Consider the following 19473-nt stretch of genomic DNA (forward strand, 5'->3'; position numbering starts at 1 on the left):
GTACTCCTTAAGAAACCATCGGTCTGTTGTGGAACAAACATAAAAGACCAGCGGTCTCCTGTCAAGGGACCGACGGTCTTTAATTCCTCCCAACGGACCGGTGGTCTTTAAGCTAAGGTCAAACCGTGACTTTTCAGCGGGCACGCAGCGAGGAGCAGCGCGAGATCCGTCGCCGGGCCATCCTGGACACGGCGGCGGCGATGCTCGACGAGATGCCCGTGGCCGAGGTGAGCCTCAACGAGCTCAGCCGGCGGGTGGGCCTGGCCAAGTCGAACGTCTTGCGGTATTTCGAGTCGCGCGAGGCGGTCCTACTCGAACTGCAGGACGCCTTCCTGGAGAGCTGGCTCGCCGAGGTGGCGGACGAATTGGCCGCGGGCGTCGAGGCGCAGGCGACACCGGACGTGCGAGCAGGTCAGCTCGCCGAGATCCTCGGCCGGTCGCTGTCGGAACGAGTGGTGCTCTGCCACCTCTTCGGCGCGCAGGGTGCCGTCCTCGAGCGAAACATTTCGGTCGAGGTGGCCAAGCAGCACAAGCGTTCCTTCCTCACCAGACTCGTTGCCATGGCCGATCTCATGCGTAGTCACCTGCCAGAGCTCGGCGACGGCGCGCAGATGTTCTGCTTTATGAGCCTGATCTCGGCGGGCGCGCTGTCGACGTACGTCCCGATGCCACCGAGCCTCCTGGCCGCCTACGCGGACGAACCCGCCCTTGGCGTACTTCACCCGGAGCTACACGAAGCCCTGCGGTCCTCCTTCACCGCGATGCTCGTCGGAGTGCTGCCGCGCGCCTGAACGCCTGGGACCTTGTGCGTGCAGCTCGAGACTGACCGTTTGTCGCTCAGAACGACAGCTCACCGTGTGACTGCAACCACCCCATATTCATGTGACCTGGACCTCAATAACGTCTGCTGACAGATTCTCTCCTGCTCTATGTCGTCGTCGCCACGTACGCGCACGACTTCATGACCAATAAAGTGCGGGCAACACCAACATCGTTCTCGGGCAGTTTGTTTCGACGTTTGTAATCACGGCCGCATACGTGCGATGTAGTGCCGCAACAACTATGGTGATCGCACTAGGTAAATGAAGTGGAGTCCGTCGGCTTGAGAACCGCGGTCAGATAATGGGTGCCTTCGGGGGTTGGGGTGAGCCGACCGTAGCGGTCTTGCAGATCGGATTGACTATGAATGATTGTCTGCCAGTTCATGTGGTCGAGCTGGCTGGTGGTGTCGCGGTCGGCGCCTACAGTGGCCGGATGACTGCTCAATACATCCTGATGATCAGTGGCAGCGTCCGTGAGGGCTCAGTTAACGCTGCGGTGGTCGCGACGGCGGCCGCGGTGGTGCCCGAAGGCACCACCGCGGTGACATACGCCGGGCTGACGGATCTGCCGCACTTCAACCCCGACCTCGACAACGACTCTCCGCCGCCGGCCGTGATCGAGCTGCGTCGCCTGATTGACGAGTCGACTGCGCTGCTGTTCAGCACACCGGAGTACGCCGGTGCTATGCCGGGGGCGCTGAAGAACCTGCTGGAGTGGACCGTCGGCGGTGTGGAGACGACGCAGAAGCCCACCGGGTGGATTAACCCGTCAGCGATCCACAACAGGTCCGTCGGAACGTACGCGTCGCTGCGCACCGTGCTCGAGTACACCGACGCTCGAATCATCGATGCAGCCTGCGTCAACGTGCCGATCCCGCGAGCGTTGATCGGTGCGGACGGTCTCGTGGCCCCGAGCCCCGAGCGTGAGGCGATCCGCAGCGCCGTGGCTGCGCTCGTCGCCGGCACCTAGAAACGTTCCGATCGCGTCGGCAGTTCCCACGCGGCTGATCCCGGTTCGGGGCGCGGCCGCTCACCGTTCGTCGCTCAGAATCGACCGTTCGTCGCACAGTTCGACAGCTCACCGTGTGACTGCGACCACACCATATTCATGTGACCTGGACCTCATTAACGTCTGCTGACAGGTTCTCTCACTCGTTTATGGCAGGAGTCTCCCGTGACCACATCAGACCTGAGCCCGGATAGGTCGCCCGAGCGACCGGCTCCGGACGCACAGGCGTTCATCGACATGCAGGCAAGTCCGGAGTTCCAGGATCTGCGCCGTCGACTACGCGTGTTCGTCTTCCCCCTGACGGGCTTCTTCCTGGCCTGGTACATGCTCTATGTCCTCGTCGCCACGTACGCGCACGACTTCATGGCCACCAAAGTGTGGGGCAACATCAACATCGGCATCATCTTCGGTCTCGGGCAGTTCGTCTCGACGTTTGTCATCACGGCCGTATACGTGCGATTCGCCAATCGTGACCTCGATCCTCGCGCCGCGGCCATCCGCGAAGAGCTGGAAGGACCGGTCAAATGACCATTCTCGCCGCGGATACCGCTTCGGTAGGTAACCCCGCACTCAACATCGCCATCTTCGTGGCATTCGTTGTCATCACCATGACGATCGTGATCCGGGCCAGCAAGACCACCAAGAAGGCGTCCGACTTCTACACCGGTGGCGGCCAGTTCTCCGGACCGCAGAACGGCTTTGCGATCGCAGGCGACTATCTGTCGGCCGCATCGTTCCTCGGTATCGCCGGCGCCATCGCCGTCTACGGTTACGACGGCTTCCTCTATTCGGTCGGCTTCCTTGTGGCCTGGTTGGTGGCACTGCTCCTCGTTGCCGAATTGCTGCGCAACACCGGCCGGTTCACGATGGCCGATGTCCTGAGCTTCCGACTCCAGGAACGTCCGGTCCGGATGGCCGCTGCGCTGTCCACCCTGACGGTCTCGCTGTTCTACCTGCTGGCCCAAATGGCCGGTGCCGGTGGACTTGTCGCGCTGCTGCTGAACATCGACGGCAAGTTCGGTCAAAGTATCGTGGTCGCCGTGGTCGGCGTCCTGATGATCGCCTACGTCCTCATCGGCGGCATGAAGGGCACCACCTACGTCCAGATGGTCAAGGCGGTTCTCCTCATCGCCGGTGCGGGCATCATGTTCTTTCTCGTGTTGTTCGCGGTGAAGGGCAACTTCTCGCAGTTGATCGCCGATGCACAGGCCACCGTGAGTGGTTCGGCAAACGAGGCGGTGGCGAGCCGTGACATCGCTGCTCCCGGTGCCAAGTACGGCATCAGCGAGATGTCGAAACTCGACTTCATCTCGCTAGGCATCGCTTTGGTTCTCGGTACCGCTGGTCTGCCCCACGTCCTGATGCGCTTCTACACGGTCCCGACCGCCAAAGAGGCGCGTCGCTCGGTCACCTGGGCGATCGGACTCATCGGCGCCTTCTACCTGTTCACCCTGGTTCTCGGTTACGGTGCCGCCAAATCGGTTGGCCCGGACAAGATCCTCGCCGCACCGGGCAAGGAGAACTCGGCCGCGCCGCTGTTGGCCTTCGAGCTCGGCGGCACCATCTTCCTGGCCGTGATCTCGGCGGTGGCCTTCGCGACCATCCTCGCCGTGGTCGCCGGACTGGCGATCACCGCGTCCGCCTCGTTTGCCCACGACATCTACGCCAGTGTCATCAAGCGCGGCAAGGCATCTGAGGAGCAGCAGGTCCGGGTTTCTCGGATCACCGTAGTGGTCATCGGCATCGTCTCGATCGTGCTGGGCATCCTGGCCATGGGGCAGAACATCGCCTTCCTGGTGGCACTGGCCTTCGCGGTCGCCGCCTCGGCCAACCTGCCGACTCTGCTGTTCTCGCTGTTCTGGAAGAAGTTCAATACCACCGGCGCGCTGTTCAGCATCTACGGCGGTCTGATCACCTGCATCGGCTTGATCGTGATCTCACCAGCTGTCTCCGGCAAGGCGACCTCGATGTTCCCCGATGCCAACTTCGACTTCTTCCCGATGTCGAACCCGGGCATCGTCTCGATCCCCGCCGGCTTCCTGCTGGCAGTGATCGGCACCTACGTCGGACGTCGCAAGCAGGAGAACGCAGCGAAGCAGGCCGAGATGGAGGTTCGCTCACTCACCGGAGTCGGCGTCGAAAAGGCCGTCTCGCACTAACCTGAAAACCCGATGATGTGCGGTTTTGGCGGTCCCGTCCTGGGAGTTTGTTCGCCAGAACCGCACATCATTGTGTTAAGCCGGTGTTACTTGGGTACTCGGGGGCGATGAGTACTTACACGACCACAAATCCGACCACTGGCAAGACTGAGCGGGAGTTCGAGAGCCTCACCGCGGCGGGTGTCGAAGACGTACTGAGCCGTTCGATGGCGGCCTATGAGCCGTGGCGGGCCACCAGTCCGGCCGACCGCGCCGCAGCACTGGCCCGGACTGCCGACCTGTACGAACAGCAGGCCGACAAGCTGGCGCAGGCCATCACCACGGAGATGGGTAAACCGACAAAACAGGCGCTCGGCGAAGTGCAGTTGGCTGCGGCGATCTACCGCTACTACGCAGAGCACGGGCCGGACCTGCTCAAGAGCGAGAAGCTCGATGTGGGCGGGGCGGACGAGTCGATCGTTCAAAAAGAACCGGTCGGTCCGCTCGTGGGTGTCATGCCCTGGAACTATCCCTACTATCAGGTTGCCCGTTTTGTGGCTCCGAACCTGATGGCGGGCAACACAATCATTCTCAAACATGCGTCGATCTGTGCCGGGTCGGCTCAGCTGATGGAAGAGAAGCTGCACGAGGCCGGCGTACCGACCGACGCGTATATCAACGTGTTCGCATCCAGCGACCAGGTTGCCGACATGATCGCCGATACTCGCGTTCGGGGAGTGTCGTTGACGGGCAGCGAAGCAGCGGGAGCCTCCGTCGCCGAGACGGCGGGGCGGAATCTGAAGAAGGCGGTACTCGAGCTCGGTGGGTCCGATCCCTTCATCGTTCTGGAGACCGCCGATCTGGAGAACACGGCGCGGACCGCGGCCAAAGGGCGATTGTCGAACGCAGGCCAGGCCTGTAACAGTCCCAAGCGTTTCATCGTGCGCGACAAAGACTTCGACACATTCGTCGCGACGGTCACCGCGGAGTTCGAGTCGGCCACCGTCGGTGACCCCTCACATCCCGACATCGTGGTCGGGCCGCTGTCGTCTGTCAATGCCAGGGACACGGTGGTCGATCAGGTCAAGAAGGCCGTATCGCAGGGCGCCAAGTTGCACACCGGCGGTGAAGCGGTCGATGGAGATGGCGCCTTCATGCGTCCGGCCGTGCTGACCGGGATCACCAAAGACATGGACGCCTACTCCGAGGAGATCTTCGGTCCTGTCGCGATGGTCTACTCGGTCGCGTCGGAAGACGAGGCTGTGAAGCTGGCCAACGATGTCGACTTCGGCTTGAGTGGTTCGGTCTGGGGTTCCGACCTCGACAAGGCCCGCGACATCGCCGATCGCCTCGAGGTCGGTATGGCCTACATCAACGAGCACGGAACCACGCTGCCGGGCTTGCCATTTGGTGGCGTCAAGCGCTCGGGATTCGGACGCGAACTCGGACGTTGGGGAATGGGTGAGTTCGTGAACACCCGCCTTCGCCGGACCTCCAGCCGCTGACCGCTCTCGCAGATGGGTGGACCGGTCAGCCGACGATGTCGGCCACCGCTTCGGCGATCGCGAAACAGGATGTGAGCCCGGGGGATTCGATGCCGAACAGGTTCACCAACCCGGCGACTCCGTGCTGTGCCGGCCCCTGGATCAGGAAGTCGGCGGCCGGTTCGCCCGGGCCGGAGAGTTTCGGCCGGACACCGCAATAGGCAGGTGTGAGGGCGTTGTCCGGTAGTCCCGGCCAGTATCGGCGTATCTCGGAGTAGAAGCTGTCGGCTCGGGTCGGATCGACCTGGTAATCAACACGGTCCACCCATTCGACGTCCGGGCCGAAACGGGCCTGGCCACCGAGGTCGAGTGTGAGGTGTACGCCCAGCCCGCCGTCGACGGGAATCGGATAAATCAGCCGGGAGAACGGCACCTTGACACCGGTCGGGGTGTAGTAATTCCCCTTGGCGTAGTAGCGCTTTGGAAGGTGCTCGGCAGGGTAGCCATCGATCTGGGCCGCTACATCCCACGCGCCCAGACCGGCGCTGTTGATCACGGTGCCGCAGGCGATCTCGGTGTCATCAATGGTCAGGATGATCGACGAATCCTTGCCTGTCCCGCGCACAATCGACCCGCCCATCACCGTGCTGCGCAGCACCGTGGTCGCGCCGGCTTCTTCTGCGTCGCGACGCAGTGCAGTCATCAGGCCATGGCTGTCGATGATTCCGGTGGAGGGCGACAACAGTGCCTGTTCGGCCTGCAAGTCGGGCTCGAGGTCGGCGAGTTCATGCGACTCGATCAAACGAAGATCGTTGACGCCGTTGGTCTTTGCGGCAGCTGCGATGCCCGCCAAGCGGTCTACCTGATCGGGATCGGTTGCCACGATGAGCTTGCCGATCCGCTGATGGCCAACGCCGTTGTTGGCGCAGTATGCGTAGAGCTTGTCTCGGCCGGTCGTGCAGAAGTGGGCCTTGGCGCTGCCTGCGGGATAGTAGATACCGGCGTGGATGACCTCGGAGTTACGTGAGCTGGTCTCTGACCCGATCAACTCGGACCGTTCGATGATGAGGACCTCGCGCCCGCTGCGGGCGAGCTGCCGGGCGATGGCCAAGCCGATCACACCGGCGCCGATCACCACACCATCGACATGCTCCACCGCTCACCTTCCAGACCTCGTCGAACGCAGATGCGCTCGATGCGCACTGACGCATGGAGCGTATCCGCGGACGACTCAGCGAGCAGCGGTTGTGGACCCTTCGATGTCAGTGGTGTCGCCGGGCAGCTCGACCGGGGACGGCGGGGCTGTGAAGCGCGGAACGAACGCCGTGAACGCAAATGCGAGGAGCGCGGTTCCGGCGGCCAGCAGCATGGTCACCTTGAATGCATCCGCGGACGGCACGTCGAACCCGCCGGACGAGATCGTCATCTGAGCCAGGATCACGCCGACGATGGCGCTGGCGAAGGATGTTCCGAGTGAGCGCATCAGGGTGTTGAAGCTGTTGGCCGCGCTGGTCTGCGACATCGGGACGGCACCCATGATCAGCGCGGGCATGGCGCCGTACGCCAAACCGGTGCCGATGCCGATGATGATGCCGACGATGATGATCTGCCAGATGGTGCTGAGGGCAAAGGCCCCGAGGACGTATCCGGCGGCGACAACAAGGGCACCGATCATCAGCGTTGTCTTGGGGCCTCGGGAGTTGGTGATCCGCGCCGACACTGGGGCCGCGAGCATCATCACCACACCGAACGGCGCCATCGCCAGGCCGGTCATCAGGGTGGATTGGCCCATCCCGTACCCGGTGCTCTCGGGTAGCTGGAGAACCTGCGTCAACACCAGGGTCATCGCGAACATCGCAAAGCCCAGGGCGACCGATGCGAGGTTGGTGAACAGCACCTGACGACCGGCGGTGACGCGGAGGTCGACGAGTGGCAGCTTGGTCCGGAGTTCCCACCATCCCCAGAGCGCGAACGCGACGACTGAGAGCGCTGCCAGCGTCAGGGTCGTGCCACTGGTCCAACCCCAGTCGGCGCCCTTGGAGATCGCGAGCAGTAAGGCGATCAACGCGGTCGAGAGTGATGCGGCGCCAACGTAATCGAAGTTGCCGCCGCTGCGGACGTCAGATTCGGGAACGAACACGACGACCAGCACGGTGGCAAGTACGGCGAGTGCCCCGGAGATCCAGAAAAGGAAGTGCCAGTTGGCATATTCGGCGATCAGGGCCGAGATGGGCAGACCGAGCGCGCCGCCGATGCCGAGCGATGCGCTCATCATGGCCACCGAGCTCGCCAACTTCTCTTTGGGGAGGGCGTCGCGCATCAGGCTGATCCCCAGCGGGATCACCGCGCCCGCCAGACCCTGCAACACCCGTCCGAGAAGCAATGGGATCAGGCTGTTGCTCAGCGCAGCGACGACGGAACCGAGGACCAGGAGCATCAGGCTCAGCAGCAGCAATCGGCGCTTGCCGAACATGTCTCCGAGCCTGCCCATGACGGGCACTGCGACAGTGCCGGTCAGCAGGGTGGCGGTGACGGCCCATGCGGTGTCGGACGGTGACGCATCGAGGAGTTTGGGCAGTTCGGGGATGATCGGGATCATCACGGTCTGCATCAGGGCTGCGACCACACCGGAGAAGGCCAGGATCGCCACAATGGGCCCCGGTGACGGGGCTTTGGCGGTATCGCCGGCTACAGGAACGTGCATGTAACGCCTCCAGAGAGATTCAGGTTCGTGGCGCGCGATTACTAAAGCAGCCGACTGATTGAACTTAAAGCGTATGACTCAATCGGTCAATGAACCTGTAGGTGATGCACCACACAGCCAGAAAGGGACGGGATAGACTTTCGCACTAGTCACGACAGTGATGGAAAGGCTTGTCACTCAGGCCTGGTGGTGGCGATTCGCGAACGAAAGTGAACATGACTGCATCTGAGCGACCGCGTGTACTGATTGTCGGCGGCGGTTTCGGTGGATTGAATGCGGCGCGAAAACTGCGGCACGCCGACGTCGACGTCACCCTGCTGTCCCGCGGAACGAGTCATGTCTTTCAGCCGCTGCTCTACCAATGTGCGACGGGCGTGCTGTCAGAGGGCTCGATCGGCAGTCCACTGCGACATCTGTTGCGGCGGCAGAAGAATACGCATGTGGCACTGGGTGAAGCGACTACGATCGACGTCGACACCAGGACGCTGACGGCCTGCCGAAGCGATGGGTCGATGTTCGATCTGCCCTATGACCACCTCGTGGTCGCCGCCGGGATGCAGCAGTCCTATCACGGACATGACGAGTACATCGATTGGGCGCCGGGCATGAAGACGCTGGACGACGCCTTGACCATCCGCCGCAAACTGGTCACCGCATTCGAGATGGCCGAGTCACTGCCGACCGCCGAAGAACGAGCACGCTGGCTGACCTTTGCCGTGGCCGGTGGTGGACCGACCGGTGTGGAAATCGCCGGTCAGATCCGCGAGTTGGCTCTGCATGCGCTGACCAACGAGTTCCGGTCGATCGATCCCTGCGAGGCGCGGGTGCTGCTGTTCCACAGCGGTGACAGGGTTCTGCCCTCCTTCGACAAGAGACTGTCGAAGAATGCGCAGCGCACGTTGGAGCGAGTCGGTGTCGAGACCCACCTCGGGGTCCATGTCACCGAGGTCGGTCCCGGTTATGTCGAGACGACCACCAAGGCGGAGCCGAAAACCACGAGTCGGTATGAAACACAGACCGTCGTCTGGACTGCCGGTGTGGAGGCCGTGCCTTTCGCCAAGGCGCTCGCCGCGGCGCTGGGGGTCTCGCAGGACCGGTCCGGGCGCATCGCCGTCGAACCAGACCTGACGGTCCCCGGACATCCGAACATCTGGGTGGTCGGCGACTTGATGTCCCGCGACGAGTTGCCCGGTGTGGCAGAGGTCGCGATGCAGGGCGGACGGTATGCAGGCAAGCTGATCGCTGCGGACGTCGCATCGGGTGGCAACGCCACCCGGCCACCGTTCAAGTATCGAGACCTGGGCAATGCGGCGTACGTTGCGCGGGGCCACGCGCTCGTTCAGGCCGGGCCACTTCATCTTTCGGGACGGCTGGGTTGGCTGTCGTGGGGGGTCATCCACATCGTCTTCCTGGCAGGAGCTCGCAATCGTATTGGCACGCTGCTCAACTGGGGTGCGACGCTGGCCACCGGATCAAGGCGCGAGCGCGCCGTGACGTTCGGCGACTCGCGCATCGCACGGAACACCTACTTCACCAACGCCAGGAAGAACGTGAGCTGACCGGCCGCTGAACGAGGTTCGGGCACAATGTGACTCAGAGTGCCGCGGTACCCATCGTCGCCAGCATCAGTACGAACAACAGCCATCCGGCGCCCTGCCAGATCGTCCAGCTGCCACCCTGCTTCCACACCCGGTAGCCCTTGATGAACGCGCCGATGCCGCCCAGGACCAATATCGCGGTTGAACCCGCACCCCAGAGCAGGTTGGACGGGTCGATCAGAAGGTCCGCAACCAGCCAGATTGCGGCCAGGAGGATCACCACGACGACGTATTTGGCAGCGGCCCGGAATGTCGGGGGATCATTCCAGCGCTTCTCGACGTCATTGGTCACGGTTGCGCCTCCCTCTCTGTGAACTGCACGGTGCCTCACTCTCTGTGAACTGATGCCGAAGTGGTACCCGGGATGACCCGATTTCATGCAATCGACTCAGGCTCGGCAGGCGGACCAGGCAACTGCGCGCTACTTTGCACAAGCAACTACATCCACCAACGCCGGGAGCCATCAGTGTCAGAGCAGATCGTCGACAAGAACGCCGCCGGACTCGATGTCCGGCAGTACCACATCGGGGTGGCACCGGGTGAGGTCGGAACAGTTGCGTTGTTGCCGGGTGATCCGTTCCGGGTGCCCTTTGTCGCAGAGTTCCTGACCGATGTGCGTGACATCGCCCATAATCGCGAACACCGGACGATGACGGGTTACTACAAGGGCAAACTGATCACCGCGACCTCGACGGGGATGGGTTGTCCGTCGACTGCCATCGCGGTGGAAGAACTGGCCAGGGTCGGTGTCACTTCTCTTATCCGCGTGGGGAGTTCGGCGGGCCTACAGCCGGGGATCGCGCCGGGTGATCTTCTGATCAGTGAGGGTTCGTTGCGCAATGACGGAACCACCGCGGCGTATGTTCATCCGGGTTTCCCTGCGGTCCCGGACATTTCGATCGCAGCAGAACTACGACGAGTTGCCGAGGCCATGGCGGCGCAGCGCGGCGGTTTCCGGGTGTACTCCGGCATCAACGCCACCGACGATGCCTTCTACGCGGAAGGCCCGGAGTGGATCTCCCAGTTGTCGCAGATGGGAATCCTCAACGTGGAGATGGAGAGTTCAGCGCTGTACGTCGTCGCGAAGCTGCGGGGGCTGCGAGCCGGCATGGTGTGCGCTTGCTCGAGCAACCTCGTCGACGGTGTCAGCGTCTACGGAGATCAGAAGGCCGCTCTCAAGGACGGTTGGATGCGCAGTATCGAGGTGGCCCTCGATACTGCTGTTGCGCTTGACCTTTGACGGGCAGGGTGACCCGGTGCGGCTAGCTTTCCGGCCGCGTCGGGTACTTCGCCATGAGATCACGGGCCGCCTGCTTGTCGCCGTTCATGGCGACCACCAGATCGTCGATCGAGTTGAAGTTCTCCATGCGGCGCACCAGAGTTGTCAGCTCCGCGATCGCGTGGGCGCCGTACAGATCTTCTTCGAAGTCCATGACGTAGGCCTCGACCGTGCGGGTGCGGCCGTCGAATGTCGGATTGTTGCCCACGGAGATCAGTGCGGGCAGGTACGTGCCCGGGCGTAGGCGGCCACGAGGCGGCTCACCTTCTGCCAGACCGAACCAACCGAAGTAGACACCGTCCTCTGGGATCCGACTCTCGTCTTCGGTGCGGATGTTCGCGGTCGGGAAGCCCATGGGCGCTCCGCGTCCCTCGCCACGCACGATCTCGCCCGCGGCGTAGCCGAGAAGTTCGTCGGAGTTGCTGGTCACTGCACTATCCCTTCGTGGGGTCACAAGTCGCGGGTCGGACACCGCGTGGTGCGGCGACCAAATGCTGCCTTCGAGCGTAGACGTGTCCGTGCGGGTACCGGTGATCTGGCTGTCGAGATGTGGGGGGTTTCATCCCGCGGAAGACCAAAACTCGCGTCGACTCAAACCCGTGGCTAGGTTGTCGTGGTGACATAGCGTTTCACCTACGGCTGCAGAATCGCTGGTCTACGGCCGATGACCCCCCGCCACGATGAAGTCTGGAGCTGACCGCGTTGTCTGAAGCTGGATCGTTGAAGGTCTCGGTAGTTGTCGGAAATCCCAAGCCGCAGTCGCGGACCCGGACGGTCGCCGAAGCACTGGTGCCGGCGTTGCTCGAGCCGGGATCGTACGAGGTCGAGGTCATCGAACTCGCCGACCTGGCAGATGAGTTGTTCCAGTGGGGCTCGGAAAAAGTCACGGCAGCAAAGACTTCGGTCGCGGCCAGCGATCTGGTCATCTTTGCCACACCCACCTACAAGGCCTCGTACACCGGACTGTTGAAGGCATTCCTCGATCAGTACGGCACCGACGGCCTCAAAGGTGTGGTTGCGATACCCGTGTTCACCGGTGGAGACCTGACGCATTCGCTGGCACCACAGACAACGCTGGCACCCCTGCTCCTGGAATTGGGTGCGGCGATCCCGGGCCGTGGCCTGTACTTCGTCATCGACGACCTGCCTGAACTCGACAACTTCATCGCGCAGGCGGCCGCCGACTACGCCGCCGTGTTCACCTCCCTGTCGTCGGTGGCCGGTTCGGTCCGTCCGGCCCGGAAGACTGTTCAGTAGCGGGGTGCCGAGGGCGGATTGCCCTCGGTTGCACTGCCTACTTCGCTCCCAGGTGGGACGATCGACGATGTGTCCGGACTCGAAGCGGCCCCCGGGGTCAAAGCGGCCAAGAAGCTCCCGCCCCATGTTGTGGTGCTGTTCGGTGCCACCGGCGATCTGGCACGCCGAAAACTGTTGCCCGGCTTGTTCCATCTGTTCATGTCAAAACTGGCGCCACCGATGCGGATCGTCGGGACCTCGCTCGATGACATCGACACCGAGGAGTTCCGGGCGGTCGCGGTCGAGGCCTGCAGCGAGTTCTCCAGCCGGGTCTTCACACCCGAAGCAGCGGCAGAGTTCGCCGAGACCCTGAGCTATGTGCCGCAGGGTGCAGGCGCTGAAGCGCTCGCCGCACAGGTGCGGCGGGAGCTTGCGGTGCTGGGAACCGACGCCCACATGCTGCACTACTTGAGCGTGCCGCCTGCGGCCGCGATGGCAGTGCTCGAGATGCTGCACGAAGCGGATCTGGTCAAGAAGTCCCGCGTGATCATGGAGAAACCGTTCGGTACCGACCATGACAGCGCTGTCGCGCTCAATGCCTCGATCCACAAGTGGTTCGGGGAGGATCAGATCTTCCGTATCGATCACTTCCTCGGTAAGGAAGCGGCCCAGAATATTCTGGCCTTCCGGTTCGCCAACGGGTTGTTCGAGCCGATCTGGAACCGGAACTTCATCAACTACATCCAGATCGATGTGCCCGAGAAACTGGCGCTCGAAGGCCGCTCACACTTCTATGAATCCACCGGCGCGTTCCGGGACATGGTGGTCACCCATCTCTTTCAGATCCTCGCCTTCGTTGCGATGGAACCACCGACCGCGTTGGCACCCGGACCGATCGGTGAGGAGAAGAACAAGGTCTTCCGGTCGATGCTGCCGCTCGATCCCCGAAACGTGGTGCGCGGTCAGTACACCGGCTATCGCGATGAACCCGGTGTCATCGCCGAGTCGCAGACCGAGACCTTCGTGGCGCTCAAGGCCGAAATCGACAACTGGCGGTGGGCCGGGGTGCCGTTCTACCTGCGAACCGGTAAGGGGTTGGCCGATGGACAGCGCATCATCTCGATCGCGTTCCACGAGCCACCGAAGAGCATGTTCCCGGACGGATCGGGTGTGGGGCAACAGGGTCCGGATCACCTGACGTTCGATCTCGCCGACGAGTTCAAGGTGTCGCTCTCGTTCTACGGCAAAAAGCCGGGACCGGGCATGAAGCTCGACAAGCTGAGTCTGCAGTTCGCGATGCACGAAACCGAGCAGGCCGACCTGGTGTTGGAGGCCTACGAACGTCTCATCCTCGATGCGATGAAAAACGATCACACACTCTTCACCACGGCGGAAGGCATCGAACGGTTGTGGGATGTCTCGGCACCGCTGCTGAACGATCCACCCCCGGTCCGCAGTTACAGTCAGGGTTCCTGGGGACCCAACGCGATCCATCAGCTCATCGCACCGCACGCCTGGCGGTTGCCGTTCGAACGGATCTGGCGCCACAAGAAGGAAAGCTGACGGTGTCTGACCATCAGTTCTCTTCAGCCGCATACTCTTTCATCAGTACGCGTTCCTTGGTGACATTCGGGTACCAGATCCTGACGACCACCGCGCCGACGAGCACAACGAGGATCGCCGAGGCGTAGGCCAGAAAGTCGCCGTCCACAAACGCTTCTCGCGCAGCCGACAGGATTTCGGTGGCGTTGTCGGGGTAGCGTTCCGCGAGATCCTCGGCACTGGAGAACGATTTGGTGAGCGCCGCCTGAGTCTGATCGGTGATGCTGTCGGCATCGGGCGATCCGGCGATCTGCTTCGACAGGTCGTGCGCATAGCCTGCGGTGAGGATCGCACCGAGAATCGATTGCATGATCGCCCCGCCGAGATCGCGCTGCAGGTCTGACATGCTCGAGGCCATTCCGGCTCGCGACAGCGGAACAGAACCGGTCAGCGAACGCGACGCCGGCGTTCCCGCGATACCCACCCCGACACCTATGCAGACGTAGACCAACGCGACCTGCCAGTAGTGCGCACTCTCGCTCCACATCGTCATGGCGAAGACCATGCCGAGACCGATGAACGCGAATCCGACCAGCAGTGTGGTGCGCGATCCGAGGTTCTCGACCATCCGCGCCGACAGGGGAGCAACGATCACCATGGAGGCGGCGGCGGGAAGAACCGAGGCGCCTGCCGCGAGGGTCGAGTACTCCAAAACGTTTTGCAGGTACTGCTGCCCGATGTACATGGCGCCCATCAGGGTGCCGAACACCACGATGCCGCCGATTGCGGCGACCCAGAAAGTCGGGCGGCCGGCAATCTTGAGGTCGAACAGGGGGTTGGCGGCGCGGTGTTGTCGGAAGAAGAACGCGATGGCTGCGGCCAGTGCGATGGCCGCCAGGATTGCGGTGATCGTCCCGGCGCCTGCCATCGGGAGAAAGTTCAGCGCCAGCACCATGGCGCCGATGAAGGCGATGGACAGGACGCCGCCGAGGTTGTCGACGGGGTCCGTGGAGTCACCGTTGTCACCGGGTACCAACTTGAGTGCAGCGATGAGCGCGATGACGGCGAGCGGCAGGGTGACGAGGAAAACCGAATGCCAGCTGAACACCTCGAGCAGCCCGCCGGACAGGACCGGACCCAGTGCGGTGATCGCACCACCGAGCGCCGACCAGGCCGCGATGGCCTTGGTGCGGCTCGGGCCCTGCCACAACGCGGTGATGATGGCCAGGGTTGTCGGATAGGCAAGGCCCGCCGCGATACCGCCGAGGAGGCGACCGGCAAACAAGATCTCGATGTTGGGGGCCAGTCCGGCGATGAGTGATGCCGGAATCGACAGGCCCATGCCGATGATGAGCATCCGCTTGCGGCCATGCCGGTCGCCGAGGGCTCCGAAGTACAGAACCGAGGCAGCCAGGCCGAGGGAATAGCCGACGGCCACCAGGTTCAAGCCGGTGGCGCCTGCGTCGAAGTCCTTACCGATGTCCGGCAGGGCGACATTGGCGACAGCGAGATTGATGTTGGCAACACCGGCAACCAGAATCAGTGTTCCGAGCACAACGTTCGCGCGCGGAGGGGCTTTGTCGGCAACCGCTGTGGTCAAGGGTCCTCCTCCATCGGCGGACGCGCAGCATGAGTACTGAATCGAGTGCTGAATGCGTCAAGCCGTCAAAGAGTATCGCGAATCAGTCGCGCAGCCTGGGCTAATCGACTTCAGCGCAGCGCGCTCGCAACGATATTCGCGAGCTCGAGCGGTGCATCGCTCTGCACCGAATGCCCGGCACCGTCGACGGTGAAGACCTCCATGCCGGGCCGATGCCGCCGCAATGTGTCGACGTCGTCGTCGGCGACAAACGGCGAGAGGCCACCGCGGACGAGCGTGATCGGAGTATTGCTGTCGGACAGGTCTTTCCACAGCGGCTCGGGTTCGATGGACTTACGGAACCGGTCGTAGCGCCAGCGCCAGCGTCCGTCGTCGGTCTGCCGGGTGTTGTGGATGACACCACGCCGGATCGAAGATCTGGGACGGTTCGGGGCGGCCGCGGCGGTGAGGTTGATCAGCTCATCGAGATCGTCGAACGTGTCCGGGCCGCTGACCAACGCAACGGTGCCACGCTCCTTGTTGCTGAGGTTCTCCACCCGTTTGGGTGATTCCGGGCTGACATCGACGAGGATCGCACGCTTGACCAATCCCGGGAACCGGGCGGCCACCGAGATCGTCGTGAGTCCACCGAGTGACATCCCCACCACCAGCTCGGCCTCCGGAGCGAGGGCACGAATCACCGGTCCCACGGCTTGGGCGTTGACATGGGGGCGGTAGTCACCGTCCTCGCGCCACTCCGAATGGCCGTGACCCGGAAGGTCGATGGCCAGAGCCGGCACCCCGAGCGCAAGCAGAACGCTGTCCCAGGTGTGGGCATTCTGGCCACCGCCGTGGAGCAAAACCACGCGCGGCGACGCGGTGCCCCATCGCAGGGCACTCACGGTGCGGGTGTCGACAACCGTGTCGATCCGGGTCACCGGTGGGAGCGGATCAGATTCCAGGCCAAGCTCTTCGGCGTTCTCGGGCAGCAGGTCGAACTCAGTGGGCATCAGTTGTCCTCTTCCGGTCTGGTCTGCAGAGAAGACTACGGACCAGACCGTGGCGACAGAGGTGTTCCGGGCGCAAACAGTGCCCTTTTTCGCAGGCGCGCGAGAAATTCCGGCCGGAAGGAGGCAGGTCAGTCGGTGCGGTTGCGCAGTTGTTCGACCCAGTCCGTGGGCACGCGGCCTGCTGGTCCGGGTGTGGACTGGTCGGCGGGCCGAGAGTGTGGGGGAGCGAGCTCGGGTCCGTCGTAATAGTCGTTGCTGGAGTAGTCCCAGAACCAGTCCTCGCCCGGTTCAAATGACTGGATGATCGGATGCCCGGTCTGCGTGGCATGGGCGGATGCATGACGCGAAAGGGAATCGTCGCAACATCCGATGTGTCCGCACGCCGCGCATCGACGGAGATGAAACCACCAGCCTCCGGTGTTGTCGCAGTCGAGGCAACCCGGCCCGCTTGGGGGCACCTGGGAATCGATGGATGGGGTCGTCATAGATCCCATCCAAGACCAGCTTTGCCGATAATGCACGCCGTGCAGCGAGATCGATTGTCGACAAAGGGTTTTGATCAAGCGTGGGTGGGTTCGCCCTCGCGACGGGCGAGCATTTCGAGTTCGGTCTGGGTACGTGTGGACGTCGGCCGGCGAACGGCATCGAGGGGCGCGTACGGCGAGGTGTGGTTCTGGTATGCCGCAATGATTCCGGCCACTACAGCCGGTCCGATGATCACCAAAAGTTCCATGGCAGTAACTATCCGTTCAATAACTTCCTGCCAACAGTGGCGGAATTGCCAGCCTTGGCAAAGTTTCTGCCAAGGCCTGTCTGGGCGAAGGTTGTGCAGGTCAGGACAGTGTTGCCGCGATCAGTGCGCTGCGGCAACTGATTTATTGCGGTCTGCTCCCGCGCATCAACTCGAGCTCGCCGAGGTAGGCCGCTGTCGCAATGAGCGGATGCGCCTCATCGACGCTCAAGCCGTTTTTCTCGTGGTCGGCGCGAAGCGCGGCGACCAATGCGGCCGCGATTCGGCTCAGGTGGTCCTCGGTGTTGACGGTGTTGACGGTGTCGACGGTGTCGACTTGAACCCGGGCCGCTTGGATGTCGAGGACCGTGCACAGGTTCGGCCCGGTTGCCGCCGGGTGTGAGGTGGGTGTGAGGTCGGCGATGGAATCGGCGACGGTGCGTAGCCGGATGGATCGTCCCAGGGCGCTCACCATCGGCGTACGACGTTCGACGGCTGATCCTGTTTCGGAAAGATATTGGCGCGCTGCATCATCGGCTGCCCGGTAAGCAATTTGGCTTTCCGTGCGCATCTCGGCGACCGTGGTTTCGGTAGCGGTAGTCGAGCCCGTGATCATCCTGACAGTGGCAGCTCTGAGATACCGCGTGTGGACGGATATTGAGTCGTTGATGGCGGCGCGGGCCGTTGCCGCGATGCCTCGCGGCCACATCAGGATTCCCGCGACGACGGCAACGGCGCAGCCGATCGCCACGTCTTCGACCCTGATCAGTCCGATCTTCCAACCGCTGGGACCCAACACGTTGAAGAGGGTGACGACGAACACCGTGAATGCCGCCTGACCCGCGGCGTAAGAGATCACCTTGGGGATGTAGGCGGCGCCGAACACCGCAATCGGCAACACGATCCACAGTGCGATCTCGCTGGTGCCAACGGCGGTGATGATGAGCGCTCCGACGAGAAACCCGACCGCAGTACCGAGAATTGAACGCAGTACGTTCGAACCCGTTGCCAATGCGCTGGTGCGCAGGACTGACAGGGCACCAAGGACCACCCAGAAACCGTGTTGCACAGGCACTATCTGGATGAGGGCGACAGCGGCCGCGAGACCGACGCCGGTGCGCAACGCATTTCGCGTGATCACCGAGTTCTTGATCAAGGTCGACGAAATCGACATACGCGTCGACTGATACTCGGGTAGCACCGAATCTGCTGCCCCGGTGGATGGTAACTGTCGGCCGAGGATCTTCTGCAACATCGGTCGTGCGTCGGCGGCCGATGCCCACGCCACGGTGCGGCCGATCAGTGCGATGGTGCTGCAGCTGGTATGGATTTCGAGTAATCTCACGCCGTCCGCCTCGGCTTCGGCGTCACTGGGATCGGCGAGAATGGTGTCGAGGTTCGTGCCGAAACGGTTGTGCATCAATGAACTCAGGTGGTCGGCGGCGTCCAACAGCTCACTGCGCTCGTCGAATTCAACCTTTCGACCGTCTGTTGCAAGTATGTCGGCGGCCAGCTGCAGCACGTGGACAGAAGGCCCACGCAGGTCATCTGACAGCTGCACTTTGCGCCGGATCACCTGAGTGGTCAGCCATTCGAGGTCGTCCACCACCCGGATGATCGCGCGACTGCCTGCAGACAGGCCTGCGGGCCGGGCATTGGAGCCGAGGTAGGCCTGTCGTAGACGATCCATCAGGGTGTCGACGTCGGCTGTGGCCGGTTTCGTCGCGGTGGTGTCGGGACCACGTGCCAAATACTCCGCCAATCCACCGCACACCAGGCGCGCGCGTTTACGTAGCTCGTTGTGGTGGCGCGGCGGCAGCAGGAACAGGGCTGCAGGGATGCAGAATACGACGGCAAGAGTCCAGCCCAGCAACCGATCCGTCAGGTGGCCCGCGGGGTTGGCGACCGGAACGACAAAGAGCAACAGTGCCGATCGCTGCGCTGCCGAGAAACTGGAACCGAGGATTGCGGTAGACGACACCGCCACGCCCACCACGAACATCGACAGCGCGGCCAGCCATCCGGGCTCGGCGAGCACCGTGGCCGCACTGATGAAGGGGTAGCCCACCACGGCCAGACCGCCGTAGCTCGCCGCGCGCCGGGTGCGACTACCCGGAAAGTCGACGAGAATGAGGAGTGCGACCGAACCGAAGATCGCGAACAGCGAGGTTTGCGCGTCCCCGAGCTGCATTGCGACCGCCGCGGCGACCGGTATGACCAGCGCCGATCGAATCGCGCGTCGTAGCGCGTCGAAATCGGGATCACGCCTACCTGCTGCAGCGACGAACCTCGTGCGGAGCCGGCGGACGGGCATGCCCATTTTCGAATCCTAGCCGGATGCCC

The 19473-nt window shown here is 63.0% G+C and carries 18 protein-coding genes; 9 read left to right on the plus strand and 9 right to left on the minus strand.

What is annotated here, in order from left to right; translation table 11 throughout:
* Window positions 1-125: 125 nt before the first annotated feature.
* From AC1D75_RS04085 to AC1D75_RS04105, 5 genes are all read left to right on the plus strand, one after another.
* Window positions 126-791, plus strand: a complete 666-nt coding sequence (locus AC1D75_RS04085; protein WP_495514016.1) for a TetR/AcrR family transcriptional regulator — start codon at window positions 126-128, stop codon at window positions 789-791.
* Between the two features lie 463 nt (window positions 792-1254).
* Window positions 1255-1791, plus strand: a complete 537-nt coding sequence (locus AC1D75_RS04090) for an NADPH-dependent FMN reductase (RefSeq protein WP_495514017.1) — start codon at window positions 1255-1257, stop codon at window positions 1789-1791.
* Window positions 1792-1995: 204 nt separating this feature from the next.
* Window positions 1996-2358, plus strand: coding sequence for a DUF485 domain-containing protein (locus AC1D75_RS04095; RefSeq protein ID WP_495514018.1), 363 nt, complete (start codon window positions 1996-1998; stop codon window positions 2356-2358).
* Entirely contained in the window at window positions 2355-3989 is a 1635-nt protein-coding gene (locus tag AC1D75_RS04100) for a monocarboxylic acid transporter (protein WP_495514019.1), read from the plus strand. The genes AC1D75_RS04095 and AC1D75_RS04100 overlap by 4 nt, the downstream gene beginning before the upstream one ends.
* 107 nt (window positions 3990-4096) lie before the next feature.
* Window positions 4097-5473 carry an NAD-dependent succinate-semialdehyde dehydrogenase gene (locus tag AC1D75_RS04105; RefSeq protein ID WP_495514020.1) on the plus strand — a complete coding sequence of 459 codons (1377 nt, stop codon included), beginning with the start codon at window positions 4097-4099 and terminating at the stop codon, window positions 5471-5473.
* Between the two features lie 25 nt (window positions 5474-5498).
* On the opposite strand, the gene AC1D75_RS04110 is transcribed toward AC1D75_RS04105, so the two are convergent.
* Entirely contained in the window at window positions 5499-6608 is a 1110-nt protein-coding gene (locus AC1D75_RS04110) for an NAD(P)/FAD-dependent oxidoreductase (protein WP_495514021.1), read from the minus strand.
* Window positions 6609-6683: 75 nt separating this feature from the next.
* Window positions 6684-8156, minus strand: a complete 1473-nt coding sequence (locus AC1D75_RS04115) for an MFS transporter (RefSeq protein ID WP_495514022.1) — start codon at window positions 8154-8156, stop codon at window positions 6684-6686.
* Window positions 8157-8371: 215 nt separating this feature from the next.
* Here AC1D75_RS04115 and AC1D75_RS04120 point away from each other — a divergent pair, with 215 nt between their 5' ends.
* A complete protein-coding gene (locus AC1D75_RS04120) occupies window positions 8372-9715 on the plus strand; it encodes an NAD(P)/FAD-dependent oxidoreductase (RefSeq protein WP_495514023.1) in 1344 nt (447 codons plus the stop codon).
* A gap of 34 nt (window positions 9716-9749) precedes the next feature.
* Here AC1D75_RS04120 and AC1D75_RS04125 read toward each other — a convergent pair whose 3' ends face one another.
* Window positions 9750-10046, minus strand: coding sequence for a hypothetical protein (locus AC1D75_RS04125; RefSeq protein ID WP_495514024.1), 297 nt, complete (start codon window positions 10044-10046; stop codon window positions 9750-9752).
* A gap of 174 nt (window positions 10047-10220) precedes the next feature.
* Here AC1D75_RS04125 and AC1D75_RS04130 point away from each other — a divergent pair, with 174 nt between their 5' ends.
* Window positions 10221-10994, plus strand: coding sequence for a nucleoside phosphorylase (locus AC1D75_RS04130; RefSeq protein WP_495514025.1), 774 nt, complete (start codon window positions 10221-10223; stop codon window positions 10992-10994).
* Window positions 10995-11016: 22 nt separating this feature from the next.
* On the opposite strand, the gene AC1D75_RS04135 is transcribed toward AC1D75_RS04130, so the two are convergent.
* Window positions 11017-11463, minus strand: coding sequence for a riboflavin kinase (locus AC1D75_RS04135; RefSeq protein ID WP_482136374.1), 447 nt, complete (start codon window positions 11461-11463; stop codon window positions 11017-11019).
* 272 nt (window positions 11464-11735) lie between these two features.
* On the opposite strand from AC1D75_RS04135, the gene AC1D75_RS04140 reads away from it, so the two are divergent.
* Together AC1D75_RS04140 and zwf are read left to right on the plus strand one after the other, a co-directional pair.
* The gene (locus tag AC1D75_RS04140) at window positions 11736-12290 is read left to right on the plus strand and encodes an NADPH-dependent FMN reductase (RefSeq protein WP_495514026.1); all 555 of its coding nucleotides are present in this window, start codon (window positions 11736-11738) and stop codon (window positions 12288-12290) included.
* A 69-nt stretch (window positions 12291-12359) separates the two neighbouring features.
* Entirely contained in the window at window positions 12360-13832 is a 1473-nt protein-coding gene (gene zwf / locus AC1D75_RS04145) for a glucose-6-phosphate dehydrogenase (protein ID WP_495514027.1), read from the plus strand.
* Window positions 13833-13845: 13 nt separating this feature from the next.
* On the opposite strand, the gene AC1D75_RS04150 is transcribed toward zwf, so the two are convergent.
* The 5 genes from AC1D75_RS04150 to AC1D75_RS04170 all read right to left on the minus strand — a co-directional run bounded on the left by AC1D75_RS04150 (window position 13846) and on the right by AC1D75_RS04170 (window position 19450).
* A complete protein-coding gene (locus AC1D75_RS04150; protein WP_495514028.1) occupies window positions 13846-15411 on the minus strand; it encodes an MFS transporter in 1566 nt (521 codons plus the stop codon).
* 110 nt (window positions 15412-15521) lie between these two features.
* A complete protein-coding gene (locus AC1D75_RS04155; protein ID WP_495514029.1) occupies window positions 15522-16400 on the minus strand; it encodes an alpha/beta fold hydrolase in 879 nt (292 codons plus the stop codon).
* A gap of 128 nt (window positions 16401-16528) precedes the next feature.
* Window positions 16529-16885, minus strand: coding sequence for a UBP-type zinc finger domain-containing protein (locus AC1D75_RS04160; protein ID WP_495514030.1), 357 nt, complete (start codon window positions 16883-16885; stop codon window positions 16529-16531).
* A 74-nt stretch (window positions 16886-16959) separates the two neighbouring features.
* On the minus strand, window positions 16960-17133 hold the full coding sequence (locus tag AC1D75_RS04165) for a hypothetical protein (protein WP_495514031.1): 174 nt from the start codon (window positions 17131-17133) through the stop codon (window positions 16960-16962).
* Between the two features lie 142 nt (window positions 17134-17275).
* Window positions 17276-19450 (minus strand): FUSC family protein, encoded by a 2175-nt coding sequence (locus AC1D75_RS04170; RefSeq protein WP_495514032.1) that lies wholly within the window; start codon window positions 19448-19450, stop codon window positions 17276-17278.
* Window positions 19451-19473: the final 23 nt, after the last annotated feature.

It is taken from the genome of Williamsia sp. Y712, assembly GCF_059445525.1.